At 66.9% G+C, this 24835-nt stretch carries 25 protein-coding genes and 1 pseudogene; 8 read left to right on the top strand and 18 right to left on the bottom strand.

Annotated features, from left to right (window positions below; genetic code table 11):
• Nucleotides 1–127 (top strand): annotated as a pseudogene (locus tag ABN028_RS35505) (IS630 family transposase); the annotation flags it as partial.
• On the opposite strand, the gene ABN028_RS25150 reads toward ABN028_RS35505, so the two are convergent.
• Nucleotides 110–658: an SAM-dependent methyltransferase gene (locus ABN028_RS25150; protein ID WP_349698350.1), complete on the bottom strand. Its 549-nt coding sequence runs from the start codon at nucleotides 656–658 to the stop codon at nucleotides 110–112. The pseudogene ABN028_RS35505 and the gene ABN028_RS25150 sit on opposite strands and share 18 nt — an antisense overlap.
• Nucleotides 659–867: 209 nt before the next feature.
• On the opposite strand from ABN028_RS25150, the gene ABN028_RS25145 reads away from it, so the two are divergent.
• From ABN028_RS25145 to ABN028_RS25135, 3 genes are read left to right on the top strand one after another with little or no spacing between them, the layout of a single operon-like run.
• Complete coding sequence (locus tag ABN028_RS25145; protein ID WP_349698349.1) at nucleotides 868–1299, top strand: hypothetical protein; 432 nt, start codon at nucleotides 868–870, stop codon at nucleotides 1297–1299.
• 55 nt (nucleotides 1300–1354) lie between these two features.
• Nucleotides 1355–2773 (top strand): proline--tRNA ligase, encoded by a 1419-nt coding sequence (gene proS, locus ABN028_RS25140; protein WP_349698348.1) that lies wholly within the window; start codon nucleotides 1355–1357, stop codon nucleotides 2771–2773.
• 57 nt (nucleotides 2774–2830) lie between these two features.
• On the top strand, nucleotides 2831–3397 hold the full coding sequence (locus ABN028_RS25135; protein WP_349698347.1) for a hypothetical protein: 567 nt from the start codon (nucleotides 2831–2833) through the stop codon (nucleotides 3395–3397).
• A gap of 64 nt (nucleotides 3398–3461) precedes the next feature.
• Here ABN028_RS25135 and ABN028_RS25130 read toward each other — a convergent pair whose 3' ends face one another.
• Entirely contained in the window at nucleotides 3462–4001 is a 540-nt protein-coding gene (locus ABN028_RS25130; RefSeq protein ID WP_349698346.1) for a hypothetical protein, read from the bottom strand.
• 231 nt (nucleotides 4002–4232) lie between these two features.
• Complete coding sequence (locus ABN028_RS25125) at nucleotides 4233–4919, bottom strand: histidine phosphatase family protein (protein ID WP_349698345.1); 687 nt, start codon at nucleotides 4917–4919, stop codon at nucleotides 4233–4235.
• A gap of 118 nt (nucleotides 4920–5037) precedes the next feature.
• On the opposite strand from ABN028_RS25125, the gene ABN028_RS25120 reads away from it, so the two are divergent.
• Nucleotides 5038–5901 (top strand): alpha/beta fold hydrolase, encoded by an 864-nt coding sequence (locus ABN028_RS25120; RefSeq protein WP_349698344.1) that lies wholly within the window; start codon nucleotides 5038–5040, stop codon nucleotides 5899–5901.
• A gap of 122 nt (nucleotides 5902–6023) precedes the next feature.
• On the opposite strand, the gene ABN028_RS25115 is transcribed toward ABN028_RS25120, so the two are convergent.
• From ABN028_RS25115 to ABN028_RS25060, 12 genes are all read right to left on the bottom strand, one after another.
• On the bottom strand, nucleotides 6024–6542 hold the full coding sequence (locus ABN028_RS25115) for a deaminase (RefSeq protein WP_349698343.1): 519 nt from the start codon (nucleotides 6540–6542) through the stop codon (nucleotides 6024–6026).
• Between the two features lie 747 nt (nucleotides 6543–7289).
• Nucleotides 7290–7847 (bottom strand): hypothetical protein, encoded by a 558-nt coding sequence (locus ABN028_RS25110; protein WP_349698342.1) that lies wholly within the window; start codon nucleotides 7845–7847, stop codon nucleotides 7290–7292.
• 78 nt (nucleotides 7848–7925) lie between these two features.
• Nucleotides 7926–9149: an MFS transporter gene (locus ABN028_RS25105; RefSeq protein ID WP_349698341.1), complete on the bottom strand. Its 1224-nt coding sequence runs from the start codon at nucleotides 9147–9149 to the stop codon at nucleotides 7926–7928.
• 403 nt (nucleotides 9150–9552) lie between these two features.
• Nucleotides 9553–10446 (bottom strand): aminoglycoside phosphotransferase family protein, encoded by an 894-nt coding sequence (locus ABN028_RS25100; RefSeq protein ID WP_349698340.1) that lies wholly within the window; start codon nucleotides 10444–10446, stop codon nucleotides 9553–9555.
• A gap of 66 nt (nucleotides 10447–10512) precedes the next feature.
• A complete protein-coding gene (locus ABN028_RS25095) occupies nucleotides 10513–11061 on the bottom strand; it encodes a dihydrofolate reductase family protein (RefSeq protein ID WP_349698339.1) in 549 nt (182 codons plus the stop codon).
• Nucleotides 11062–11124: 63 nt separating this feature from the next.
• A complete protein-coding gene (locus tag ABN028_RS25090) occupies nucleotides 11125–12189 on the bottom strand; it encodes a sigma-70 family RNA polymerase sigma factor (protein ID WP_349328200.1) in 1065 nt (354 codons plus the stop codon).
• Between the two features lie 384 nt (nucleotides 12190–12573).
• Complete coding sequence (locus ABN028_RS25085; protein ID WP_349698338.1) at nucleotides 12574–13266, bottom strand: hypothetical protein; 693 nt, start codon at nucleotides 13264–13266, stop codon at nucleotides 12574–12576.
• Nucleotides 13267–13376: 110 nt separating this feature from the next.
• Entirely contained in the window at nucleotides 13377–13883 is a 507-nt protein-coding gene (locus tag ABN028_RS25080) for a MarR family winged helix-turn-helix transcriptional regulator (RefSeq protein WP_349698337.1), read from the bottom strand.
• 131 nt (nucleotides 13884–14014) lie between these two features.
• Entirely contained in the window at nucleotides 14015–14506 is a 492-nt protein-coding gene (locus tag ABN028_RS25075) for a DinB family protein (protein WP_349328197.1), read from the bottom strand.
• A 139-nt stretch (nucleotides 14507–14645) separates the two neighbouring features.
• Entirely contained in the window at nucleotides 14646–15665 is a 1020-nt protein-coding gene (locus tag ABN028_RS25070) for an aldo/keto reductase (RefSeq protein ID WP_349698336.1), read from the bottom strand.
• A 68-nt stretch (nucleotides 15666–15733) separates the two neighbouring features.
• Nucleotides 15734–16744 (bottom strand): zinc-binding dehydrogenase, encoded by a 1011-nt coding sequence (locus tag ABN028_RS25065; protein ID WP_349698335.1) that lies wholly within the window; start codon nucleotides 16742–16744, stop codon nucleotides 15734–15736.
• Complete coding sequence (locus ABN028_RS25060) at nucleotides 16722–17834, bottom strand: LacI family DNA-binding transcriptional regulator (protein WP_349698334.1); 1113 nt, start codon at nucleotides 17832–17834, stop codon at nucleotides 16722–16724. The genes ABN028_RS25065 and ABN028_RS25060 overlap by 23 nt, the downstream gene beginning before the upstream one ends.
• Nucleotides 17835–18029: 195 nt before the next feature.
• On the opposite strand from ABN028_RS25060, the gene ABN028_RS25055 reads away from it, so the two are divergent.
• Both ABN028_RS25055 and ABN028_RS25050 read left to right on the top strand, forming a co-directional pair.
• Nucleotides 18030–18602 (top strand): MarR family winged helix-turn-helix transcriptional regulator, encoded by a 573-nt coding sequence (locus tag ABN028_RS25055; protein ID WP_349328193.1) that lies wholly within the window; start codon nucleotides 18030–18032, stop codon nucleotides 18600–18602.
• Nucleotides 18599–19897: an MFS transporter gene (locus tag ABN028_RS25050; protein WP_349698333.1), complete on the top strand. Its 1299-nt coding sequence runs from the start codon at nucleotides 18599–18601 to the stop codon at nucleotides 19895–19897. Before ABN028_RS25055 ends, ABN028_RS25050 begins: the two co-directional genes overlap by 4 nt.
• A gap of 150 nt (nucleotides 19898–20047) precedes the next feature.
• Here the strand turns inward: ABN028_RS25050 and ABN028_RS25045 are convergent, their stop codons facing one another.
• Entirely contained in the window at nucleotides 20048–20611 is a 564-nt protein-coding gene (locus tag ABN028_RS25045) for a hypothetical protein (protein WP_349698332.1), read from the bottom strand.
• Between the two features lie 130 nt (nucleotides 20612–20741).
• Nucleotides 20742–21995, bottom strand: coding sequence for a sialidase family protein (locus tag ABN028_RS25040; protein ID WP_349698331.1), 1254 nt, complete (start codon nucleotides 21993–21995; stop codon nucleotides 20742–20744).
• Nucleotides 21996–22251: 256 nt separating this feature from the next.
• On the opposite strand from ABN028_RS25040, the gene ABN028_RS25035 reads away from it, so the two are divergent.
• Complete coding sequence (locus tag ABN028_RS25035; RefSeq protein ID WP_349698330.1) at nucleotides 22252–24213, top strand: ABC transporter substrate-binding protein; 1962 nt, start codon at nucleotides 22252–22254, stop codon at nucleotides 24211–24213.
• 40 nt (nucleotides 24214–24253) lie between these two features.
• Here ABN028_RS25035 and ABN028_RS25030 read toward each other — a convergent pair whose 3' ends face one another.
• Entirely contained in the window at nucleotides 24254–24820 is a 567-nt protein-coding gene (locus tag ABN028_RS25030; RefSeq protein ID WP_349328188.1) for a GrpB family protein, read from the bottom strand.
• Nucleotides 24821–24835: the final 15 nt, after the last annotated feature.

Genomic DNA, 24835 nt, shown 5'->3' with positions numbered 1-24835 from the left:
GATCACCAAGATCCGCCAATTCATCACCGGCTGGAACGACCGCTGCCACCCCTTCGTCTGGACCAAGACCGCCGACCAGATCCTCACCAAAACGAACCGTCAAAAGATCTCAACCACGGGGTACTAGTGGCCGAAAACCCGTGCCGATCGTGAGGTCGACCAAGCCTGCGAGGTCGCGCAAGGAATCCGGTTCCATGCCGATCGACGCCGCCTCGGCGGGCGTAGGTGGCCGTTCCCAGACCCCGGTGCCTAACAGCAGCCGGCCGCCTGGGCGGACGATGCGGTAGAGCGCACGGATGGCGTCCTGCTGGTCGCCGTAGGCGTGGTCGGCGCCGATGCAGATCACGGCGTCGGCCGGATCTGTTGTAGTCGTCGCGCAATCGACGGTAAAGGTCACGCGATCGGCAAGGCCACGGTTCGAAGCACGAGCGCGGCCACGGTCGATCGCCTGAGCGTCCGTATCGACCCCCAGACCAGACGCCTCCGGTGCCACAGCCAGTGTTCGGAGGAGAAGCTCACCCCAGCCACACCCGACATCGACGATCCGGGTCGGCCGCCCAGCGGCGAGTGACCGTGCAATCGTGTCAGCCCGAACGCCTGACAGGGGCGCGTTGAAGTCCAGGAACTCGTAGAACCCGGGCGGTGGTACCTCTGCCATGGCCGCCGACATTACCGACACATAGTTCCATCACCAACCTGTGAGAGCCCTCGGTGTAACGGTGGACGCCCCGGAGCTGAACGCCGTCGTGCAATCCGCGTGCACAAGTGGGGGGACCCCGGGTCCTGTCCGCAAACGTGGGGCTGCGCGGGACACGCCGCACCACTGCGGTCCCGGCTACGATCACCCGGTGATAAGAGGATCTGCGAATGTCTGAGGCGTGGGTGACCGACGGTGAGCTCCTCGCAGCGCAAGAGCGGTTTGCCGCACAGATACCCGGGTTCGTCATGCCCGTGGCCTACGGCGTGGCGCGCGCGGACGCGTCCGTCCTGAGCTTCGGCCACGTGAACGCGCCCGGGGCGGTACGACCGCTCCCGGCGGTAGTGCTGGCTTCGGTGTGCGGCTACGTTGCTACGACGGGGGTCTATCGGCTGGACCACGCGCAGTTCGCCAAGGTGGTCGAGCGTCTGGCTCCGGCGGAGGCTGCCACGCACATGCCGCACCCGAACCTGTGGTCGTGGCGCGATCTGTTGACCGACGCTGGCGCCGACAGCACTTTTCTCGGTTTCTTCGTTGCCGCCGTCGATGACCCGCCGGTGGACCAGTACGACGCGCAGTTTCGGCACCTGCTGGCACCCTGACCTCCGACGGTGGTGCGCCCCGACTTCTCACTGGCCTCGTCCTAGGATGCAAGGCATGGCGAAGGCAGGTGTACTCACTCCGCAGGCGACGGACTTCCCGCGCTGGTACCAAGACGTACTCGGGAAGGCCGAGCTCGCCGAGAACGGTCCAGTTCGCGGCACCATGGTCATCCGGCCGTACGGCTATGCAATCTGGGAACGCATGCAGGCCGAGATGGACCAGCGCATCAAGGCCGCGGGTGCTCGCAACGCCTACTTCCCGCTGTTCATCCCCGAGAGCTACCTCAAGCGCGAGGCCGAGCACGTCGAGGGATTCAGCCCCGAACTCGCGGTCGTCACGCACGCGGGTGGGAAGGAGCTGGAGGAGCCGGTCGTCGTACGGCCGACCAGCGAGACGGTCATCGGCGAGTTCATGGCGAAGTGGATCCAGAGCTACCGCGACCTGCCGCTGCTGCTGAACCAGTGGGCGAACGTCGTCCGCTGGGAGCTCCGGCCGCGGGTCTTCCTGCGGACCAGCGAATTCCTCTGGCAGGAAGGCCATACGGCGCACGCGACCCGGGAGGACGCGGCCGCCTACGCCCGCCGCATCCTGCACGAGGCGTACGCCGACCTCATGGCGACGGTGCTCGCGATCCCCGTGGTCGCCGGTGTGAAGACCCGGCGCGAGCGGTTCGCCGGAGCGATCACCACACTCACCTGCGAGGCCATGATGCGCGACGGCAAGGCCCTCCAGATGGGGACCAGCCACGAACTCGGCCAGAACTTCGCCCGCGCCTTCGACATCCGCTTCCTCGACGCCGCCGGTGAGCGGCCGTACGCCTGGACGACCTCCTGGGGATCCTCGACCCGCATGGTCGGCGGGCTGATCATGACCCATGGCGACGACGCCGGCCTGCGCATCCCGCCGCGGCTTGCCGCGACCCAGGTCGTGGTCACCGTCGTCAAGTCCGGCGAGGGCGTGGGGGAGGTGGCCGCCAAGCTGGTCGGCGACCTGATAACCGCAGGTGTACGCGCCGAGTTGGACGACCGAGTGGATGTCGCCTTTGGGCGGCGTGCCGTGGACTGGGAACTGAAGGGCGTACCGGTCCGCATCGAGATCGGCCCGCGGGACCTGGCCGCCGGCGCGGTGACGGTCGTACGCCGAATCCCCGGAACCAAGGCGACCGTACCGATAGAGACCGTGCTGTCCGATGTGACAGAGGCGCTCGAGATCGACCAGGCTGCCCTTCTCGCGGAGGCGACGCAGCTCCGCGACGCGCGGACCGTCGACGTGGCGTCGGTGGACGAGGCGGTGGCGGTGGCCGTCGACGACGAGGGCTGGGCGCGCATCCCGTGGGCGACCCTTGGCGAAGAGGGTGAGGCACGGCTGTCGGAGAGCGCGGTGACCGTGCGCTGCCTGATACGGCCCGACGGTGGTGTTCCCGACTCCGAGGACGAACCGGACCTGATCGCCGTGGTGGGCCGATCCTACTGACGGCGGACATCAGGAATTCAGCTGGAGCCGATAAGTCACAGCATCTAGCCTGGCGAAATGGTCACGAGGGTCAGGGACGCCAGGCCGTGGCGCATCGGGACGAGCGATGACGTCACGTGGATCGACGAGGGCACGTCCCTGGGCCGGACCATCACCGCCGCCATCCCACCGGTCTTCGAGGCCTACGCGACGATCATGCTTCCCTACGGAGGCGAGGGGCAGGACGCACACGACCGGACCATGCTCGCGCTGTTGAGTGAGCAGTCGGCGGGCCAGTCGTGGTGGTTGGGGTATCTCGACACCGGCGCCGATGACATCGTCTTTCCCGACGCGCCCACGGTGAGCTTGTATGCGGGGTGGCCGTATGTGTTGGTCGAGGCGGGGCCGGAGCAGGCCGCCACCTGGCGCCACGGCGGAGACCTGTCGTTCTGGAAGGGTGCACTGCCCAACTTGATGTTCCCCGCGGACCACTCGTGGCTGGTTTCGACGCTGTGGGATGACGACTGGACCTGCATCGGCGGACCGGCCGAGCTGGTGGACACGTTCCTGCGCCACCCCGCTCTGCAGGCCAGGTCGGTCGCGCTCGACGAGGACGCCACACCGCCAGGTCATCAAGCGCTGTAACCCACGATGGCGAAGCGCGCCAGCCAGGCGGTTTGGCTCATGCCGTCAAACAACACGGGTGCCCTCAGGATCCGGTTGTGGCGTCCTTCAGGGCTGTTCCTATGCGATGAAGGTAGCCGGTGGCGTGGCCGTCATCCTGGAGGTCAGGGATGTCGAGGATGTACCGGCATTGATCAAGGGGCATGTGACGCGCGAACGCATGCGGGTCGTTGATCAGCTCATCGAGCAGGTCTTCGCCCTCCACAAAGAACAAGTCGATGAGCTTGGGGTTCCCGTCGGCCGAGAGCAGAACGTGACGGTCGCCGACGTCGACCCGCGGCCCCCACCACCGCACATTCTGACGGCCCCAGGCATCCACGGCCTCGACCTCGTGCCGGAGATCACGCAGATCGGCGTCGGCTTCAGCTGGATGCTCCCACTGCCGCAGAAATGTCCGCACCACACTGCTGTCCGGGGTGGTCAGGTACTCGAGCACGGCCAGATGTCCGCCCCCGTCGAGTGGGGTCGCCAGCTCTATCCGCGGAATGTATCTGTTGCCTGCGCACCGCTCGCAGAGCTCGACGAAATAGTTGTAGGCCGGCTCGAACGGGCTGACCCGGGCCACGAGTCGACCACTCGGCGACCGATGAGCGTAGGCCCAGTCGCCCCGACCGCACATCGCCCAACCCAGGCGCTCAAGATGTGCTCGTGCGAAGCGGTGATCGAGCACAGGCCACGGCTCCCCAAGGAGCGGAACTAGTTCGCGATCCTGCATCGGCGAAGTCTGGCACCGGCGTCGCGGGCGCAGCCACCGACTTTTGTTGTGGGCCCGCGGCTTGTCCCTGTGGCTAGAGGCCTAGGGCAACCCCCAGGCGTTCGGGAGGAGGTGGGCGTGGTCGTTGTATCGAACGAGCCGGGCCTTCATCTGACCAGTGTCAGGTAGCCAGCCGTCAGCGATCCATTCGGTGATCCCCGTGTCGGTGATCTCCGGGTAGAGGTACTCCGCGTGGAACGGAAGGCTGAGGAACGCCCACAAGCTCGCCCGCAGCGGAACGGTCTGGGTGACGATCACGACGGTGCCACCCTCGTTGGCCAGGACGGCTTCGATGAACGTTCGGGCAGCCCGCTCGATACCCTCCCGATAGGACTCGCCGCCAGGTGACTTCGGAGCATAGGGCGACCAGTTGGCCAGCCTCTCCTGGGCGAGCGTGGCAAGCCATTCCTCGACGACCATGCCGTCACACTCACCTGAGTGTGGCTCGCAGAACCCGCAGTCCGGTTCCGGTTCCAGATCGCCGAGGGCTGGTGAGATGACCTGCGCGGTCTCGATCGCCCTGCGGGCGTTGCTGGAAAGCAACCGCGTCACATCGGCCAGCTCGCCGGTGGCGGCGAGGCGGTCCCGTAGCCGCTCCGCCTTCTCTCGTCCCTCGTCGGACAACCCCAGATCGTCATGATCGAGCAGACGCCCCGGGTCGTGAGAGCGCTGGATGGCGTTTCGGATCAGGACCAGTCGTGTGCTTGGCAGCTCACGCAGCTTGGGCATGACACCAATTCTCCCAGCCCTCTCGGCGGCTCCCATCCCTGGGAATACGCCGCCGATGAGTTTTGCCGTGGCGGCGAGTCAGTAGGGCAAGAATCAAGAATTGGCGAAAAGAGGCATCATGACTCAGCCCAAGACTCACACCCTGGACGTGCCCGGCGCGGTGCTGTATTACGACGTCCGGAGCAACGATTCCAGTTCGGCGCCGGTCCTGCTGTTGATCGGGTCGCCGATGGGCGCGACCGGGTTCGGCACCCTTTCCGGACATTTCGCCGACCGCACGGTCGTGACGTACGACCCGCGCGGTGTGGAGCGCAGCGAGCGCACGGACGACGCCACCGAGTCGACACCAGATGAGCACGCGGACGATCTGCACCGACTGATTTCGGCGCTGGACGCCGGACCGGTGGACATCTTCGCCAGCAGTGGTGGCGCCGTCAACGCGCTGGCCCTGGTGGCCCGCCATCCGGAGCAGGTCAAGACGCTCGTCGCGCACGAGCCGCCGGCCGCTCAGGTGTTGCCGGACCGCGAGCAGGCGCTTGCTGCGTCCGTGGACATCCACGAGACCTACCAGCGCAGTGGCCTCGGACCGGCGATGGCGAAGTTCATCATGCTCGTCGCCCACAAAGGACCGATTCCGCTCGATTTCGCCGACCAGCACGGCCCGGATCCTGCCAACTTCGGGTTGCCGACCGAGGACGACGGCTCCCGGGACGATGTGCTTGTCGGGCAGAACATCATTTCGTGTACGCACTATCAGCATGACTTCGAAGCACTCCGTGCGGCATCGACTCGCGTCGTCATCGCCGCCGGCGCCGAATCTACTGGGGAAATGGCTCACCGGGCCGCCGTGGCAGTGGCCGGCCGGCTAGGTACGAAACCCGTCACCTTCCCCGGCGACCATGGGGGATTCCTTGGCGGCGAATACGGAATGAAGGGCGAGCCGGACGCCTTCGCCGCCGCCCTGCGCCAGGTCCTGACTTAGGCATCTTCGCTCACGACTGCGGCTCGCTGTCCTGGCAGGACACGTACTCCTCGAACTCGGCGATGGTCCTCGATGCTCACGGTCGGCGCGTCGTAGATCTGCATGGAGGTCGCTCCCTCCACCTACGAAGGCGCTACGGCAGGCAGCTGTGCGAGAGTCCGCGCCCACCGACGCAATCCGGAATCTGGAGCAGTCTCGCAATATCGGCTGAACTGGTTTCGGACATCGGATCGCCGGATCCCACCCACCATCAGGGGCGCCACATACGACGGGATGTCCGCACTGACTGGGGTCCATCCCGCCGCGACGCTCGCCGCCCCGTCTGCCGGCGACTCCAGACCGAAGTAAACTTCGGCGACTCCGAGGGTCATCGCGGCACCTAGGCACATGAGGCACGGCTCGAGATTGACCGCGAGGCGCAGCGGCTGAGGTCGCGGGCGCCACCCCAGCGATTCGTCGGCCTGGGCCATGGCCAGGAGGTCCGCGTGGACGAGGCGTCGTTGTTGCGCCTTCTCCTGGGTGAAGGCTCTGCCAACAATGTCCTCGCCCATGACCACGACCGCCCCGATCGGTAGTTCGCCGCGGAGTAGCCCTTCCTCAGCGACTTCGACTGCCGAACCGATCATCTCGTGTGGCGTCATGAGCGAACGATACGCAGCCGCGAAAGCATGGTGGACAAGCGGCTCTGGCGGACAAGTTTCGGCGTCGCAAACTCCCAGGGAGACCAGGATCCGCAGGCGATCGAGGTGGGCGGCCGACCATCGGCCGTGATTCGTGCCGACGCCGACGCGGATCGTGGTCTGGCCGATGTACTCGGCGCCCGGCAGCTGCGTGAGGGGAGTTCACCTACTTGACCGTACGAAGCCACGCGGCGGCCTCGCGAGGCCTGGTGAAATGCAGTCGTTTCGCATGCGCCAGCGCGGAGGACTCCAGGTCCCGGCGCAGCCGGACTCTTCGACGCGGTTGTGACGACCAGGACCAACGGACTGGATGCGTTCGATCGAGCCAGTTCATGGGACTCTCGGGCCGGTGTGGGCCATCCGGTCGACGGGTGACCAGGATGCGAAAGGCCCGCCACCAGGAACGCCATGTGACGACGGTACGCGAGTAGTCGAGGAACACGATCATGTCGGCTCGTTCGTACACCAGATCCTCGACATCGAAGGGGGTTCCGTCGAATACCCATCCACTGCCAACGGTCGCTCCGTCCACGGCGACTCGGTGTTCTGGCGACTTCTGTCCAGGACCGAGAAGGTCATCTCGAGCGACATAACGAAGACCCAGGCGGTCGGAGAGGGCGCGGGCAAGTCTCGACTTCCCTGACCCGGCGCAACCCATCACCACAATGCGCCGCAGCGTAGTTCCAGAGCCGCCTGGAGCCCGGCTGGTCAACGGCGCTCGGGGCGTGACTTTGCTGGAAGCTGGGTGGTGAGCTCGTCCGGCCACTCCACGGCCAGACAACTCCCGGCAGATGTCGTAGCCCACGCGTCGCTCAGCGCCCGAAGATCCCGGATCGCAGTCTGGAAGTGCTGCATCGTATAAGGAAACGCGTCTTCGCGAACCGTTCCCCACAATCCGTGCGCCCGCTTGATCAGATCGTTCGACCTGCCATGGTGCACTGCGTCGTGAACCAGCGACGTCATGGTTTCGGCCACGGTGATGGACCGACTCCTGGTGTTCGTACGAAGAACCTGCTGCGAACGCTGTTTCGGGTCACGGCGCTGCCGACCGGACACGACGGTCATCCGCTCGAACATCGCCCCAGCGGCCATGCTGCCGAACACGCCGCCGGCCATATCCAACGCTCGCTCGGTCGCGAAGTGCGCCAGGTCGTGCGGCACCTGCCATCTCCCACCGGCGCCGGGCAGCGACACGACCACACCGTCACGGCGATGGACATGGACGGAGTACTGAGTGTCCCCATCGCGATGGAACTCCACCTTCATGTCCACCACCGTGACACGAGTGCTGCACCCCGTCCACCCGGATTTCCGCGGTGGGCAAGGGAATTACGGCAAGCATGATCACGGCGCCGCGTCGGAGGCCGCGGCGTGTGAGGCGCCCGCTGCGTGACCGGCCGTTGCCGCGCGAGTCAGGCTGTGTCGGCGTACGACGGTCCACAACGCCGCCGCGGCCATCGCGCATGCGGCCGCGGCGAACAGCATCCAGGATGCCGTGGCGTTCTCCAGCAGTCCTCCGAACGCACTACCGAGGGATGCTCCCACCAGGCCGGCCGCGACCATCGAGGTGTATGCCTGCGTCAGCGCGCCTTCGGCGGCGACATCGTCGAGCAGGCTGGACGCAGCGATGCCGGCCGGAGCGTAGAGTGCGCCGAAGATCACCAGCACAATCATCAGCACCACTGGCTGGGTGGCGGCGACAACCGTGACAGCGACAACGCCGCCCGTTCCCGTCGCCTGCGCGAGCAGAAGCCTCCTGGATCGTGGGATTCTCCACGACCGACCGCCGTACAGCGTTCCTCCGGCGAGTTCGCCTGCCGATACGCAAGCGAACAGAACGCCCGCCAGGGCGGGAGTGCCGTGATCGACGGCAGTAGCTGGGATCGCCACGCTGATGAGGCCGAACGCCGTTCCTCCCAGGAGACCAGCGACGAGCAGTGTCCGGGTTCCCGAGGTGGCACGTCCTGTCGGCCGGGGTTGGCTGCGTACGCCAGAAGATCTCCATCGGCGTGACGCCCGAGTGGACGCGAACACCAGCGCCGAGCTGCCGGCCAGCCCGGCGGCGGCCAGCACCGCAACAGACGGGCCGGCGAAGAGGAGTAGGCCCGAGACCACGAGCGGTCCGGTGATCATGGCGATATGGAACTGCATCGCCAGAAGGGCGTACGCGGTCTCGAGTTCGTCGGTGTGCCGCACCAGTGTCGGCCACAGCACCCGCATACTGCTGATGGTCGCCGGTATGCACGCGCCGCCGGCCCCGGCGAGCGCGACGACGAGTGCGACTGGGGCCTGCCGAGTTGCTGCCAGGGTCAGAAGGATCAACAACGTAGTGCAACCGAGACCCGTGCCGACCAGCACGCGTGTCTGGCCGTACCGATCGATCAGGCGCCCCTGGATCATCAGGCCGCACGCGTTGCCGGCACTCAGCGCGCCGCTGGCCAGGCCGGCCGAGCCGAAGGAGCTGGTGGTGGCGTGGACGAGCAACAGCACGCCGAGCGTGAGCATACTGATGGGGAGAGAGCCGAGAAAGCTTGCGAGCAAGGGTAATGGCGCTCCGGGAGCGCGCACGATGAGTGCGTAGGGGCGGAACACAGTCCTCCTAGGATGTGTCCCACCCGTCACCCTGTGCAGACGCTATTGGCCAAACAACACATCGGCGGCACGTACACCGACTCGTCGCCGGTGAGTCTAGCGTCGCCGCGTGGTTGGTGAGAAGCGCGCAATTCTGGGCTGTCTTGGTGCGGGTGCTGCCGGCTGGATTCCTCCATCCGCTGCGGAGTTCAACGGCGGACGGTCACGATCTCGATGCCGTCGTCCTCGCCTGGCGCCTCGAAGATCGTCCGGTGGGCACGGCCGGGAGGTCTGCGGCGAGGTGGCGAGCGTAGGTCGTTTTGCCCGCCCCACCAAGCCGCACAGGAGGTGAACGCGTGGAGATTCGGATCGCCCGGTGACCTTGCCCGGCAGCACTGTGTCACGACCTGTGGTCGGCAAGGACCTCACGGATCACGTGGCGCGCGTTGTCGGCCATCATCGGGTTGGTGTCCTGGTAGTACGGCAGTGCGATGAGTGCGATGGACAGCGCGCGACCGCGCCCCCGGATCCAGCCGGCGTCGTCGACCTGCAGGGCGGTACGGAAGTCGTTTCGTACGTTGGCCGGCAGAAGGTTCCACGCGACGATCAGGTCGCACGCGGGATCGCCGACCCCCACGGTCCCGAAGTCGATGACGGCACTGAGCCGGCCGTCGACGGTCAGGAGATTTCCGGGCATCAGGTCGGCGTGGACCCAGACGGGTGGACCGGTCCACGCGGGTGCGTGCAGGGATGCCTCCCAAGCCGCGGTCACGGCCACGGTGTCGACCATTGCGCCCAGCTCGCCAATCGCGGTACGGGTGGGCGCATCGAGTGTGGAGAGCGGCCCGCCTCGGTAGGCGGGCGGTCCGCCCGGAAGATCGATCCGGCGTACGGCGGAGACGAACTGCGCCAGGTCCTTGGCGAGCAAGGCAGGCTCGGAGAGGCTGTCAGGCGTGGGATTCTCCCCTTCGAGCCAGCGGTAGACCGACCACTGACAGGGGTATTCCTCGACCGGCTTTCCCCTCCCGAGCGGGACGGGAATGTCGAGGGGAAGGAGCGGAGCCAGCTGGGGCAGCCAGTGGTGCTCCTTCTCCACATCTTCGAAGAAGCCTGCCATCCGCGGGAGCCGTACCGCCATGTCGGGGCCGAGCCGGTACAACGCGTTGACGGTTCCACTCGAGGGGACGTGACGGATCGGAAGGTCCGCCCACTGCGGAAACTGTGCGGCGAGCAACACGCGGACGAGGTCGGCGTCGATGTCGATCTCGTCGGCATGCATCTTGCCTGCGCACATGGGGACCTTCTCGAACTGGGGTTGGGCCGACGCCTATCCGAACTGTTCGCGACGTCGCGTGTCAACTCACATTCCGACCACGCGCAGCCAGAGGTTGGTGGCCTGAGGCGCGTGCGTCAGACTGAGGCGTTCGAGTGGGATGTTGGTCCCGCCAGGATGGTCGAAGAGCCGGACGCCATCACCGAGCAGGACGGGAGCGATGAGCACGAGGATCTCGTCGAGCACTCCCGCCTCGAGGCACTGCCGGGCGACGTCGGCACCGAGAACGTTGACGTACTTCTCACCCGCGGCGGCCTTGGCCGCCCTGACGGCGGTGTCGAGGTCACCGACGAAGGTGACGTCGGGCACCGGTGTGTCCGGCGGGTTGTGGGTCAGCACGAACTGCGGTCCGCTCCACCCACCGCCGGCGAACTTGCCTTCCTTGTCCGCGTCGCCCTTGTGCGGATCGTCACCGCCGAAGGTGCGGTTGCCGACAAGAAGCGCGCCGATCTTCTCGAGGAGCTCACCGACGATCGGGTTGGGTCCGAGATGCTCGGTCAACCAGGACATGTCACCACCCGGACCGGCGATGAACCCGTCCAACGACATCGTGACCGAATACAGCAGCTTCGCCATGGCCTACCTCCGGCGACATCACATTTGACTGACCTTCCTTGAGACGGCGGATCGCCGGAAAACTCATCGGTACGAAGCAGGCAGCGCGGTCGGCAGGTCGAACGCCGCGAACAGGTCGAGGTCGTGGAAGGCGGTGATCTCGACGATGTGGTCGTTCTCGATCTGTAGGATGGCGATCCCGAAGGCGGCATACTCATGGTCGCCGGGGCGCTGGACGTAGGCCGCGGCGGCCGGCTGCCGGTTCGCCTGGGTCGGCACCATCTGGAACCGTCCCACGTAACCCGGAGCGCCTGCGTCCCAGCTCGCGGTGAGTGCCGCGACGACCGCTCCGCGACCCTGGAACCACATCGGATAAGGCGGCATCGTCGTACGTACGTCCTCGGCGAGCAGTTCCGCGACTGCGGCGAGATCGGCACGCTCGACCGCGTCCATGTACCTCCGCAGCACCGACCGCTCCTGCTCGGTGGGCTCGGCTGAGGGTGCCCACTCCAAGCGGCGCTCCGGCAGGTGATCGCGAAGCGTTGACCGCGCCCGTTGCAGGGCGCTGTTCACCGATGCCACGCTGCCTTCCAGCAGCGCGGCGGTCTGCTTGGCTGGCCAGCCGAGTACGTCGCGGAGGATCAGCACCGCCCGCTGCCGAGGCGGCAGGTGTTGGATCGCTGCAAGGAACGCCAGTTCGATCGTCTCCCTGGCGACCACCACGGCGTCGGGTTCCGCCTCGCTCGGTGCAGCCGGCTCCCACCTCCCCTCCGTGCCGATCAGGCGATCGGGGAAGGGCTGCAGCCAGGCGATGTCGGTACGCGGCGGGAGCCCGACGCTCGGATCCGTTGGCCCCGTCAGGTGATGAGGAAGCACGCGGCGGGAGCCGTCCCCGAGGACGTCGAGGCAGGCATTCGTCGCAATCCGGTACAACCAGGCACGGATCGTCGAGCGGCCCTGAAAGCTCGCGAGGTTCTTCCAGGCGCGAAAGAAGGTCTCCTGCACAAGGTCTTCGGCGTCGTCGAACGATCCCAGCATCCGGTAGCAGTGCACCCGCAGCTCACCCCGGTGCCGTTCGGTGAGTGCGGCGAAGGCCGACTCGTCGCCCGCACGGGCGGCGGCAACTACCTCGTCGTCTCCCGCGTTCACCGTCGCCTCCGCAGCTAAACCGATCGCCAATCGGGACGTGGTGAGAACGCTACGACCACGCGTTGCGGATCAAAAGACGAGGTGACACTGGAGATAAATGCCCGGCAAACAGGAACTGCCGCTGACCACCTCGCGGCCCTAGCTGTCTTCGGTAGGGCATCTCGCGCGGATGGAATGGAGTGCCTTGTGCGCAGGATGCTTCCGCACCGGCGCGGGTCGATCGTCAACGTCCCCTCGATCCAGGCGTTCGCGCTCTGGCCCCGGTATTTCGCGACGGTGCGCGGTTTCCCGGCACCCCCTCTCGTGCCGTAGCGCAGCTGTCAGGCGGCCAGATCCCTGACGAGGAAGACGCCCGGGTCGTTGACGACGTGTTCGGTCCCGTCGTCATCCACGTAGTTCGCACCGGGAGCTGGCTGGGAGGTGGGCGGCGAACAGGAAGAGCGCGAACATCGCCAGGATGGGAATCCATCGGGGGTCGTTGAGCATGAGGTCGGACGCGGCCTGCTGCCGTTCGGCGGTGGTGAGTGATTGGGTGGTGTGCTCGGTTTCGGCCCATCCGAGCCGGGCGGGAACGAACGCCAGGTAGGTCCACACGCGCATCGCGAAGTACATGACGGCGCCGGTGACAAGCAGCGCGCGGCGCTTTCCGGGGCGCCAGCCGAGGTAGAGGACGCCGGGGATGAGCAGGACTTCGAGCAGGCTGTTGACGACGACGTAGTACGGAATCGACGGCAGGAACGTACTCCCCAGCGTTTGTCCGGTGATCGATGGGCTGTCCAGCGCCCCGTTCAGCAGCAGGATGGCCATCAGGCCGCCGCAGCCGGCGAACGCGAACGCGGCGGTGCCGAGGTAGACGAATCCGTCTTCCAGCGCGTTGGTGGGTCCGGGTCGCCTCGCCCGAAACCAGGTGACGAACAGACCCAGACCGGCGCCCCACGCGGCGCCGGCCAGGAGGGCGACCGGTGCCGGTAGGACCTCGGCCAGGTTGAACAGTCCGGTCACGATGGTGGTGAAGGGCACGGCAAGGAAGAACGGCAGAAGCCGTTGCCATGCGCTCATCTGGATGGTCGGGTTCATGGTGGGCTCCGGTCTCGAGTGGGATGACGTCGAGAGGAACCCACCATGTAGCTGCTAGAAGCAGCTAGTGCTTGATGCAACTATCAGGGGGATCTGGGGGTGAACCCTGATCAGGTCATGCCTCGTGGCTGTCGCGACCGGGTTCCGTGAGCGCGCCCACGGGCGCGCAGGGCCACGGTCTCAGCCTGCGCGTACTCCCGCCCCCGCCGCAGGAACTCCACCAGGAACCGAAGCTCCGCGTCGGTGTAGCCGCCGATCTGTCGCTGCCAGCGCACATCCATCGACTCGTAATACCTGGCGATCTGGCCGACCCGCTCGGGGACCAGCCGCAGAACGATTCGTCGACGGTCGTTCGGATCCGGCTCGCGGCGGACGTACCCGCCCCGCTCCAGACGGTCCACGATCCGCGTCACGGCTCCAGTCGTCATCCCCATCAGGTCGGCCAACCGCCGCGCGCCGATCGGCTCGAACTCCATCAGTGCGCCAAGGGCGTGTACGTCCGTCAGTGGCATGCCCAACTGGTCGGCAACCGCCATCTGGAAACGCACGGCCGAGGAGACATACCAAGGCATCTCCTGAACAAGCATCTCCACCAGTTCCTGCCGGCCGTCCGTCATCAACCGCCTCCAAGCCACCGTCGATACACCCGGCCAACGCTACGGTGCACGAAGCAACGCACGGATCCGGCAGTTCCCAGGTTTCCGATACGGTCCACGCATGCGGATCCTCAACTGAGGATCCTGGAGCGTTATACGCCGATGGCGCCGTCGATGCGCTCTCGAAGTAGGTCAGCATGTCCGTTGTGCCGGGCGTACTCCTCGATCATGTGGACATAGATCCAGCGCAGGCTGACGTCCTGGTCCATGAAGCGCCCAGTGTCGGTCAGTGGATGTTTCGCGCAGCGCTCACGGGCCGCAGCGATCTCGGAAGACCACGTTGCCAGCGCCTCTTTGAGGGTTGCTCCTTCGGCGACGTCGAAGCCGCCGTCGGGGCCGTCGGGGTCAGCTTCTGGATCGTAGATGGGTGGAGCGTGTTCACCGGCGAACACTCGCCGGAACCAGTTGCGTTCGACCTCGGCCATGTGTTGCACCAGCCCGGTCAGCGTGAAGGTCGACGGCGGCGTCGAGGGGGTGGCTGCCTGTGCGTCGTCCAGCCCTGCGCACTTGATGGCAAGGGTGGTGCGGTGGAAGTCGAGCCACGCCTCTAGCGTGGAGCGTTCATCCGCGTTGAGAGGCGGCATGGAGCGGTCATTGGGGTTCACCCGGCGATCGTTCCAGAGACGCCGCGCATGGGTAGGCGGGAGGGTGTGTCCGAACCTGTCCCGTCGACTGGCAGCCACCCGCCTCAGCACCTGCTCCTTGGTCTCCCGTGGTTGCTTGTTACCAGTGGTGTAGGTGTGGGCGGAAGTCGGCGTAGGCGTCGTCGAGGTAGTACGGGACGACTGCTCGGCCGGGTGGTGTGATCGCGTCGATCCGGGCGAGGTCTTCGTCGTCGAGCATGACGTCGGTGGCGGCCAGCTGTTCGGTGAGCTGGTCCGCGGTTCGGGCACCGAGAACGACGCTGCTCACCGCCGGTTGCGCGAGGAGCCAGGCGAGGCTGAGCTGTGCGGGCGTACACCCTTTGTCAGCGGCGATGTCGACGATCGCGTCCACCACCGGGTCGACCCGGTCACCGAAATGCTTGACGTCCCAGTCGCCCTTGCCGCCGCGTGCGAGCCGAACGCCAGAGGGCGAGGCGCCGCGCCCGTACTTGCCGGTCAGCAGGCCACCGGCGAGCGGTGACCAGACGGTGATGCCGATGCCGTAGCTGCTGGCCATAGGTAGCAGTTCGCGTTCGACGCGGCGGTCGAGCAGGGAATACGGCGTCTGCTCGACGACCGTACGGTTGAGGTGGTGCTCTTTGGCTGCCCAGAGCGATTCGAGCAGCTGCCAGGCGGCGAAGCTGCTGGTTCCGATGTAGCGGATCTTGCCGGAACGCACCAGATCGTCGAGTGCTCGGAGGGTCTCGTCGATCGGGACCCGGGTCGTCGGGCGATGGACGTAGTAGATGTCGAGGTGGTCGACGCCGAGCCGGCGCAGCGAGGCCTCGCACTGGTCGACGATGTGTCGGCGGGAACTTCCGGCGGCATTGGGGTCGTCGTCGTTCATCGCGCAGTGGAACTTGCTCGCCAGGACGATCCGGTCGCGGCGTCCTGCCTTCTGGAGCAGCCGGCCGAGCAGTTCCTCGCTGGCTCCGCGGCCGTAGACGTTGGCGGTGTCGATGCTGTTGACGCCGGCGTCGAGGGCAAGGTCGAGCTGGCGGGCGGCGTCGGCTTCGTCAACCGCGCCGCCGAACAGCATCGTGCCCAGGCTGAACGAGGTGACGGAGACGCCGGTCCTGCCAAGCGGTCGGTACTGCACGGGTGATCCTCCAGTTGGTCGTCCGGACAGGTGGGTTCGTGGCCGTTGTCGCGTGGGCTTGGCCACGGTCAGGGGTTGGGTGTGGCGGCGAGTAGGAGCTTGCCGGTGACGGAGCGGTCGGCGAGCCGTCGATGCGCGGTCGCCGCCTCGCTGAGCGGAAACCGGTCCACGATGCGCGGGGTGACATTGCCCTTGCGCACTGCGGTCAGCACGGCATGTGTTGCGTGAGCACGGGCGGTCGCATCGCTGAGGTAGTGGCTGGCCGACGCCCAGCGCAGGGAGAGGGACCCGGCGGTACGGCGGGGCGCGGTGATCCCCGAGAGCCGATCGAGGCGGAACGGTGGGGGCGTCCCGGTGATGGCCCCGTACATGACCAGCGTTCCTCGGGTGGCGAGCATGGCGAGGCTCAGCTCGAAGGTGTCCCGGCCAGTGGCGTCGTAGACGATATCGACGCCCCGGCCGCCGGTGATCTCCTGCACGTCGGCGACGGGATCGGGGTGGGCGGCGAGCGGGATCGCGTGGTCCGCGCCGAGCTGGCGTGCCACCTTTGCCTTCTCCTTCGATGACGTGAGGGCGATGACCTGGGCACCATCCGCGGCCGCGAGTTGCACGACGGCACCGCCGGTCGACCCGGCCGCCGCATGCACTGCGACCGTTTTGGCCGCGACATTGGTCACCGCCTCGCGCACCAGGACGTGGGCGGTGGTGCCCGCGATCGCCACCGCGGCGGCGACGTCGAGGGGTGTGCCGTCGTCTAGCAGGACCATGTTTGCGGCTGGGACCGCGGTCAGCTCCGCGTAAACCCCAGCGAGGTGCCCGAAATGCACGACGCGTTGCCCGACCAGGCTCGGGTCACCGGTTGGGCCTACGGCCTCGACGACACCGGACGCCTCGGTTCCGGGCACCAGCGGCAGGGCGACGGGGTACGGCGTACCGGCCCTGTGCTGCAGATCGACGTAGTTGATGCCGATCCAGTGGTTCCGGACGAGGACCTGGTCACCTTCCGGGTTCGGGCGTTCGACCTGGATTGGGGTCAGGACGTCGGGACCCCCATGGTCAGCGATCTGCACGGCCAGCATGGCGGCGTCCTTTCCGAGATCTAGACGGGTCGGCTGGTGGTGCCGCGGTGCTCGAACGGACCACGAGTTCGGTGGCGAGAAGCTGACTGGAGCCGGTCTCGCTGGTGCGGAGCCGGTCCAGCAGCAGCTGGGCGGCGAGCGCGCCCTTGTCGCGTGCGGGCTGTCGTACGGTGGTCAACGGAGGTTGCGCCATCGCGGCGGCGGGCGAGTCGTCGAAGCCCACCACCGACACATCAGCCGGTACCCGCAACCGGTGCGCTGCCAGCTCCGCCATCACTCCGAGCGCCAGCTCGTCACTCAGGCAGACCAAGGCCGTCGGTCGAGGATCGGCATCGAGCAGCAGGCGGGCGGCATGCCGGCCATGCGCGGCGGTATTGGCCGGGCAGGAGACCATGACCGGCGGTGGAAGGCCAGCCGCCTTGCATCCCTTCCGCCACCCGGCCATGCGCTCGCGGACCACGAAGCTTCGACTGGTGGCGTTCTTGCCAACCAGCACACACTGCTCGGCAGCTGCTCCGGATGCCCCGGCCGCGACGGCAACACCGGCGATCGCGGTGTGGCCCTGCTCGACCAGATGCGCGACGGCGGCCTCGGCGCCAACCCGATCACTGACGTTCACGCATGCGACTCCGGTCTCGGGCGCCTGGTCCACCAGGACCGACGGGATGGCACGCTTACGGGCGACCGCCAGGCCGGGGGAGTCCTCATCGACGGAGTAGACGATCAGCCCGTCGACCATCGCCCGCGACATCGGCCCGCTGCCGCCGGACCGTGGAGCCGACAGCACGGTCAACGCATGGCCCGCTTCCTGCAGCTGTCTGGCGACTCCAGCGAGGAACAGCGTCGACACCGGGTCGCTGAACGCATAGCCCAGGTCGTCGGTGAACAACACGCCGATCGAGTCGGTCCGGCCTTTGCGCAATGACGCCGCCAGTGGGCTCGGACCTTCGTAACCGAGTTCGCGCGCCGTCGCGAAGATCCGCTCCCGCAGCTCCACCGACAGCTTCTCCGGACGCGAGTACGCGTTCGAGACCGTCGTCCGGGAGACACCCAGAGCCTTGGCGAGACTCAGCAGCGTCGTCCGGCTCACAGGCCACCTCCCGACATTGGTGAATCGATCAACCATGTGAATCGATAAACTACCGGGCAGCCGCAGGATTCGTCAAACACCTCGGAGGCCAGTTCGAGGATCTTGTCTCCGGCCGCAGCTAGCTCCAGCCACCAGTGACACCCCGGCAATCGGCAGTCGTAACAGCACTTACATAAGTGCTGTTACGATGCCGTCATGGCACCATCTCGCGAACGTGCTCCCGACCGCGATCCGCACCGCTCCGCCGCGCGTGGACCCGACTCCACTGCGCCTGGACCGGACCCGACCGAGGCCAGTCGGTGGCGGCCGTTGCGTCTCCTGCTTTCGGCGATGGACGACGAGATCGCGCGCCTCTACGCGGAGCGTGGAGTGTCAGGGATCCGGCCGCGCTACACCATGCCGCTCATCCGGCTCCGCCACCGTGGCCCGATGACGATCCGGGAACTCGCCTCGGAGCTGCAGGTCACCCACTCGGCGATGAGTCAGACCGTGAGCAGCCTGCGCCGCGAGGGTCTGGTGCGTACCAAACCGGGAGCCGACGCGCGCACCCGCGAGGTCGTGCTGACAGCGCGCGCTCGGAAGGTGCTGCCGTTCCTCGAGGCGGAGTGGCGTGCCACCGAGCGGGCGGTCGCGGATCTGGAGGACGAGATCCCGTACGCGCTGAGCCAGGTAGTGCGGGATCTCGAGGCGGCGCTCGATCGGACGTCGTTCCGTGACCGGATCGCGCGACACCTGGCCGACGACCACGACGAGGATTCGCGCTCGTGAGCATCGCCCACGGGCTGGTCGACATCCGTCCGCTGCGTACGAGCGCTGCTTTCCGGCGACTCTGGATGGGCGGCAGCCTGTCCGGGTTGGGCGGGCAGCTGACGCTGGTTGCGGTGCTGTACCAAGCATGGGAGCTGACCGACAGCCCTGCAGCGGTAGGCGTCCTGAGCCTGGCGCGCGCGGTGCCGATGGTGGTGTTCGGGCTGGTGGGCGGCGTGTTGGCCGACGCGGTCGACCGCCGCCGGTTGGTTCTCCTCACCATGGTCGGACAGCTGCTCGCTGCCGTGGTCCTGGTCGCGCAGGCGGTGGCGGAGCTGGGGTCCTTCGGGATTCTGCTGGCGATCGTCGCGATCCAGTCGACCTGCTCGGCTCTCGGGGCGCCCGCCCGCCGGACCTTCGTTCCCCGTCTCCTGCCAGCTGAGCAGGTCGGCGCCGGCATCGCCCTGAATCACCTCAGCTTCCAGCTGGCCATGCTCGTCGGGCCTGCGGTGGCCGGCATGGTCACCGCAGCCTGGGGTGTGAAGATCTGCTATCTGCTGGACGCAGTGCTGTTCGTTGCCGCGGTCTACGGCGTGTTCGGTCTGCCGTCGATGCGCCCCACTGGCGAGGCGAACCGGCCGGGACTCGCCGCGATCTGGGAGGGCTGGCGATTCGTCGTGCGCCGGCCCGCCCTGTCCGGCGCCTTCGCGACGGACGTGTTCGCGACGGTGCTCGCCATGCCGATCGCGTTGTTTCCGGCGATCAACGATGAGCGGTTCGGCGGGCGACCCGAAACGCTGGGCCTGTTCCTGTCGGCGATCGCCGTGGGAGGGATCACCGCGGGAATGCTGTCCGGCACGCTCACCCGTCCGGGGCGTCCCGGCGTGGTCATGCTCATAACCGCCGGGGTGTGGGGCGTGGGGCTGACGGGGTTCGGCCTGGCGCAGCACCTGTGGTTGGCCCTCGGCTTCCTTGCCGTCGCGGGTGCCGCGGACACCCTCTCGGTCATCTCGCGTGGAACCATCGTGCAGCTGGCGACGCCCGACTCGCATCGCGGCCGGGTCAGCGCCCTCGAGCACATCGTCGGTGTCTCAGGACCCGATCTCGGCAACTTCCGTGGCGGTCTGGTGGCGGGCGTGACCAGCGCCAGCTTCGCGGCCATCTCCGGCGGGATCCTCTGCGTCGTAGGGATCGCCGGGGTGGCGGCGACCAACCGGGCGCTGCGACGTTTCACCACATCTGGCGACGCCTGCGCGGAGCCGGAATCCAGTCGTACGCCGCAGCCGGAGAGCACTGCCTCGACGACCACGTCCTAGCGGGTCGAGGGGCTGCATGCGAAGGGCGGGTCGAGGGGCTGCATGCGAAGGGCGGCCCAGTCGCATTGAACGAATGGACCCGCCGCGTCGCCCAGATCAGCATGGGGTCGCCGTGCTCACGGACCAGGCGTCAGGCGCTCGGTGGATGCGCTACGCAAAGTGCTCGTGTTCGGCATAGCGTGGCGGGTCTTCGAGCTTGACGCCGCCCACCCACACCACGTGATGGGTCACCTCGATTCCACCGGCCGCATCGCTGTGGCGGCGGGTGAAGAGTTCGAGGCGCGGATCCTCGGGCAACGGCAGCGGCTGGCCCGTCCAGGCCCAGATGCCGCACTGGAACTTGAGCCATTCGTACACATCGGGGTAGTAGCGCTTCGACACGATGTCGGCGGCCACCCGAATCCCGACCCCGCTGCGTTCCATCGCGACCTTCACCTGGTCAAGTGTCCTGATGGTCTGGTTGAGGGGTGCAGCGTCGCCGAAGACCTCGCGGACCTCCTGGTGATGAAGGTCGCCGATGACCTCGGAGAAGATCAGTCCACCGGGACGCAGTATGCGGAGTGCCGCCTGCACGCCACGGGTCTGGTACCCGATCGGACCCCGTTCAGAGAAAACCAGGTCGAAGGGCTCCGGCCACGACACCGGAGGCGGGCCCTCGTAGTAGGAATAGCTTTCGCTCAACACCTCGGCCAGGTGCGCGCGATCGAGCGTCATAGGTCTCCCTCGGTGGATCAGGCCGCCGCCCTCGCCGCGGACGCGGATGAGCGCACCGGCCGAGCGACTCCCTGGCAGGGCCCCCGGCCCTACGCGCCACCACGCCGTCGACTCGCCGACAAACCGAAAGCTATCCGCCGGCGGCGAGGCTGCCAGTCGCGAAGTACGCCTTGCACACTCCGTCGTCGGCGTAGTCGGTGGCGATCTCGAGCACCCGCCGGCCGTCCAGCGACGGGACGAGCGTCGAGCTGTAGTTCGGGCAGTAGTTGTTGTACGCCTCAGGCACCGCCACGGGTGCGGGGATCTCGCGCCATGGCCCGCTGCCGTCGTCTTCGCTCACCATGAGGGTGGCACCGTTGCCAGCGGCTGTCGTGCCGTCGGCGTTCTGCAGGAGCTGGCCGACCAGCACGATGCGCGCACTGCCGTGCGGCCTTGGAATCACGGCGATCGTGGGCGTGTGGGTGAAGTACCGGCCCGATGCGGCCACGATCATCGTTCCGCCGTCAGTGGGATCGCCCCAGTCGGAACCGTCCGGTGATGTGCGGGAGTAGACCGCGCAGTCGTACTGCCCCGGCACACCGCAGATTTCGTACACCATGAGGTAGGTGCCGTCGGGAAGCCGACGGACGACGGGCATGCCAGGGCGGAAGGCTCCCGGCCGGCTCTGCACGGTGACCTGCTTGGGTCCCCAGTGCACCCCGTCGGTGGAGACAGTTCTCGCCAGCTGTTGGCTGCCCTCGACACCTTCGGACTCGTCGGCGAAGTGACAGACCAGTCGTCCGGCCGCATCGACGGAGAACTCTGGCTCCCACATCCCACGCGGGCTTGGGGATTCGGCACAGTTCGACAGGTAGGTCCAGGTCCGACCGAGATCGCTGCTACGCCAGACCCGCTGCGTCATCCGTCGGTCTGGGCCGGCATCGGCCCCCACGCTGCCCGCCCACAGCAGCGTGCCGGCGGGCAGGTCCCCGATCCGTCGCGGGAGTTCGAAGATGCTCGCGCAACAGAGCCCGGGAGTGCCGGCCTGCTCCGACGCCGGGATCGCACCGACCTGCTGGAAGCTGCGGCCGTCGTCGACGCTCTCCAGGATCGCACCTTCGCCGCCGCGTCCGGTGAACGTCACCACACTCGCCATGATGCGGTCGTTGGCGGTGCCGTTGTGCCGGAGCCGAATCGCCCGTGGATAGAGCGACACCTCGCCGGTCAGCAGTTTCGGCGACTCTGCCGTACGCCTGGCAAGGTCACCCCGGTCGACGTCATCGGTCGACTCGCCGGCCGTCATCCCGGCTCCAGCAGCCGTCGTGGCTGGCACCTCGGCTGCCGCGACGCCTCCGGTGACGACGCACGCGGCGGCAAGGCAACCGGCAACAAGAGCGAGTCTCATGTTCTCCCCACCTCTCACGCCATCCGGGCGTCGGCACATCCGAACAGTGAGCCGCCTCAAAGTAGGGAGCCGCCGTATCGGTGTCAACGTCATGGGGTAGAGCTGGCCACCTGCCGCTACGCCCATCGCTCGTTCGGCGGTCGTACCTCGATCTGGCCACTCTCGGCCGCGAGTGGTGATATTCGGTCTTGACCCTAAAACCGGTCAGCGGCAGGGTTGCTGCAACCCCTCCGGCAATCCGTCAGGAGACGACGCGATGGCATCCCGGCATGAGAAAGGCCGCGGTATATCCCGCAAGGACCTGCTCAAGGCGGGAGGGGCGCTGGCGCTCGTCGCCGTTGGCGTGCCTGGGTGTGACCTGCTCTCCACCGACCCGGGCAGCGACCGGTCCGGCTCAGGCCGTGGCGCCCGGGGCATGGAAGCGCCAGACCTGGCCAAGAAGGTCAAGGACGGCACGCTCCCCGCCGTGAAGAAACGCCTGCCGGAGAAGCCGGTCGTCGTGGAGCCCGTCGACCGGACCGGACAGTACGGCGGGGAGTGGCACACGGTGCTGCAGGGCAGTGCCGACTCGTCGTGGGCCAACCGCATCCTCTGTTACGACTACCTCCTGCGATGGGACGCCGAGTGGAAGCAGATGCTTCCCAACCTGGCTGAGCGATTCGAGGCCAACGCCGACGGCACCGAATACACCTTCGTACTCCGCGCCGGGATCAAGTGGTCCGACGGCGAACCGTTCACGGCCGACGACATTGTCTTCGCTCAGAACGAGGTCCTCAACAACACCGACCTGTGGCCCGTGGCACCCTGGCCCGCGCAGGCCGAGAAGATCGACGACCTCACCGTACGCATCACCCTCGCAGAACCAGACGGACTCTTTCTGCAGCGGCAGTGCACCGCTCTGGGCCGCTACCTCATCGCGCATCCACAGCACTATGTGAAGCAGTTCCACGTCGATCACAATCCCGAAGCGGCCGCGATGGCAGAGGCCGACGGTCTCGAGGACTGGATGGCGTTGTACACCGCGAAGGTGGACCCGCTGCTCAACGTCGACCTTCCGGTCCTTTCGGCATGGAAGTTCAGCCGCCCTGCCGACGGTGGCACGCGTGCTGTCGCGGAGCGCAATCCGTACTACTGGAAGGTCGACACGGACGGACGGCAGCTTCCGTACATCGACCGGGTCGTCTTCGAAGTGATCAGCGACGTGCAGGTCATGGTCACCAAAGCCGTGGCCGGCGACTTCGACATGCACTGCCGGCACTTCAACACCCTGACGAACAAGCCGGTGCTGGCCCGTGGGCGCACGAGAGGTGACTACGACTTCTTCGACCTGCGTTCGGGATCGATGAACCATACGCTGATCCAGCTCAACCTGACGCACAAGAACCCGATGTTGCGGAAGATCTTTCAGAACAAGGCGTTCCGGATCGGTCTCTCACACGCGATCAACCGGCAGGAGATCATCGATACGGCGTTCCAGAAGCAGGGAGAGCCGTGGCAGACCGCTCCGCGCCCGGAGTCGGAGCTCTTCGACGAGGAGATGGCCAAGCAGTACATCGACTACGACGTCGACCTGGCCGAGCAGCACCTCGACGAGGCCGGCTATGCCGACCGCGACGCCAACGGTAGGCGACTCGGCCCGGACGGAAAGCCGATCACCTTCTCCCTCGAGTTCAGTGGCGAGCTCCGCCCCGAGTGGGCCGACACGGCGCAGCTGCTTGCGACGTGCTGGAAGGCTGTCGGCATCACCGTCACAGCCCAGTCGCGCAACCGCGCACTGTGGACCGAGCGGGTGGAGGCCAACGAACACGACGCCGTGATCTGGCAGGGCGACCAAGGGGCGTTCAACGCGCGTGCCACCATCCTCGAACCGTTCTACTTCTTTCCGCAGAACACGGGATCGCGCTATGCCATCCGGTGGGCAGAGTGGTATGCGACCGGCGGGGAGTTGGGCGAGGAGCCACCGGAACCGAACAAACGCCAGATGGAGCTCTACGACCAGATCCTCGCCACGACCGACCAGGACCAGCAGGTCGCACTGATCAAGGAGATCCTCGCGATCGCCAAGGAGGAGTTCCAGGTCATCGGTGTGGGACTCGAAGCCAGTGGATACGGCATCGTCAAGAGCAACTTCCACAATGTGCCCGCCGAGATGATCGACACCTACACCATCCAGACGCCCGGACAGACACATTCGGAGCAGTACTTCATCCAGGCATAACCATCCCAGAGGGCCCCGTGTCCGTCGTGGCCGTACGAACTCAGATGTCGGATAGCCTGGACAGGATCTCCGCGACGAACTGGTCCTTCCCAGCGATGTAGGCCTGGCGGTCACCGGGATACTTCACGGCGAGCTCCTGTTTCAAGCGGGCGTACGCATCTCTGGCTTCGGGGTTGGTTCTGAGGCCTTCTCGAAAACGCACATAGTCTCGCCAGGCCGGACCGCCGACGGTGACAACATGAAGGTTCACCAGCCGGTGGCGCGGCTGGTCCTCCCACCCGAACATCAGGTCGACGACATCCGCATCACCGCTACCACGGTAGAGAAAGCCCAACGTCTCCAACGCGGCGGTGAGTGCGGTCGGGTCGGTGCCTGGCGGGAGGCCGACCGCGATGTCAAGGATGGGTTTCGCCGCCAGTCCTGGCACCGAGGTCGAGCCGACGTGTTCGATTTCCACGTCCACGTCCACGTCCACGTCCGCCTCGGCCAAGGCCGCTTGGAGGTACGCGGCAACCTGTTCGTACACCTCGGCCCATCGCGGATTACTTGGCACCACACTGACGACACCTCTGGTGAGGCCAAGACCTGATCCGTCGAAGAAGTCCACGAACTGTAGTATCGC

The organism is Actinopolymorpha sp. B17G11 (assembly GCF_040196095.1).
GTDB lineage: Bacteria > Actinomycetota > Actinomycetes > Propionibacteriales > Actinopolymorphaceae > Thermasporomyces.
The sequence above is the reverse complement of the archived record's forward strand: the minus strand, read 5'-3'. Positions and strand labels throughout refer to the sequence as shown.

Bases quoted from the DNA above. Each gene is read 5' to 3' on its own strand.
- ABN028_RS25065 (WP_349698335.1), bottom strand. From the start codon at position 16,744: ATGCTGGCCGTGCAGATCGCTGACCATGGGGGTCCCGACGTCCTGACC.
- ABN028_RS25085 (WP_349698338.1), bottom strand. From the start codon at position 13,266: ATGAACCCGACCATCCAGATGAGCGCATGGCAACGGCTTCTGCCGTTC.
- ABN028_RS25120 (WP_349698344.1), top strand. From the start codon at position 5,038: ATGACTCAGCCCAAGACTCACACCCTGGACGTGCCCGGCGCGGTGCTG.
- ABN028_RS25075 (WP_349328197.1), bottom strand. From the start codon at position 14,506: ATGCCGCCTCTCAACGCGGATGAACGCTCCACGCTAGAGGCGTGGCTC.
- ABN028_RS25055 (WP_349328193.1), top strand. From the start codon at position 18,030: ATGGCACCATCTCGCGAACGTGCTCCCGACCGCGATCCGCACCGCTCC.
- ABN028_RS25110 (WP_349698342.1), bottom strand. From the start codon at position 7,847: ATGAAGGTGGAGTTCCATCGCGATGGGGACACTCAGTACTCCGTCCAT.
- ABN028_RS25080 (WP_349698337.1), bottom strand. From the start codon at position 13,883: ATGACGGACGGCCGGCAGGAACTGGTGGAGATGCTTGTTCAGGAGATG.
- ABN028_RS25135 (WP_349698347.1), top strand. From the start codon at position 2,831: ATGGTCACGAGGGTCAGGGACGCCAGGCCGTGGCGCATCGGGACGAGC.
- ABN028_RS25150 (WP_349698350.1), bottom strand. From the start codon at position 658: ATGGCAGAGGTACCACCGCCCGGGTTCTACGAGTTCCTGGACTTCAAC.
- ABN028_RS25040 (WP_349698331.1), bottom strand. From the start codon at position 21,995: ATGAGACTCGCTCTTGTTGCCGGTTGCCTTGCCGCCGCGTGCGTCGTC.
- proS (WP_349698348.1), top strand. From the start codon at position 1,355: ATGGCGAAGGCAGGTGTACTCACTCCGCAGGCGACGGACTTCCCGCGC.
- ABN028_RS25035 (WP_349698330.1), top strand. From the start codon at position 22,252: ATGGCATCCCGGCATGAGAAAGGCCGCGGTATATCCCGCAAGGACCTG.
- ABN028_RS25115 (WP_349698343.1), bottom strand. From the start codon at position 6,542: ATGACGCCACACGAGATGATCGGTTCGGCAGTCGAAGTCGCTGAGGAA.
- ABN028_RS25095 (WP_349698339.1), bottom strand. From the start codon at position 11,061: ATGGCGAAGCTGCTGTATTCGGTCACGATGTCGTTGGACGGGTTCATC.
- ABN028_RS25125 (WP_349698345.1), bottom strand. From the start codon at position 4,919: ATGCCCAAGCTGCGTGAGCTGCCAAGCACACGACTGGTCCTGATCCGA.
- ABN028_RS25045 (WP_349698332.1), bottom strand. From the start codon at position 20,611: ATGACGCTCGATCGCGCGCACCTGGCCGAGGTGTTGAGCGAAAGCTAT.
- ABN028_RS25100 (WP_349698340.1), bottom strand. From the start codon at position 10,446: ATGTGCGCAGGCAAGATGCATGCCGACGAGATCGACATCGACGCCGAC.
- ABN028_RS25145 (WP_349698349.1), top strand. From the start codon at position 868: ATGTCTGAGGCGTGGGTGACCGACGGTGAGCTCCTCGCAGCGCAAGAG.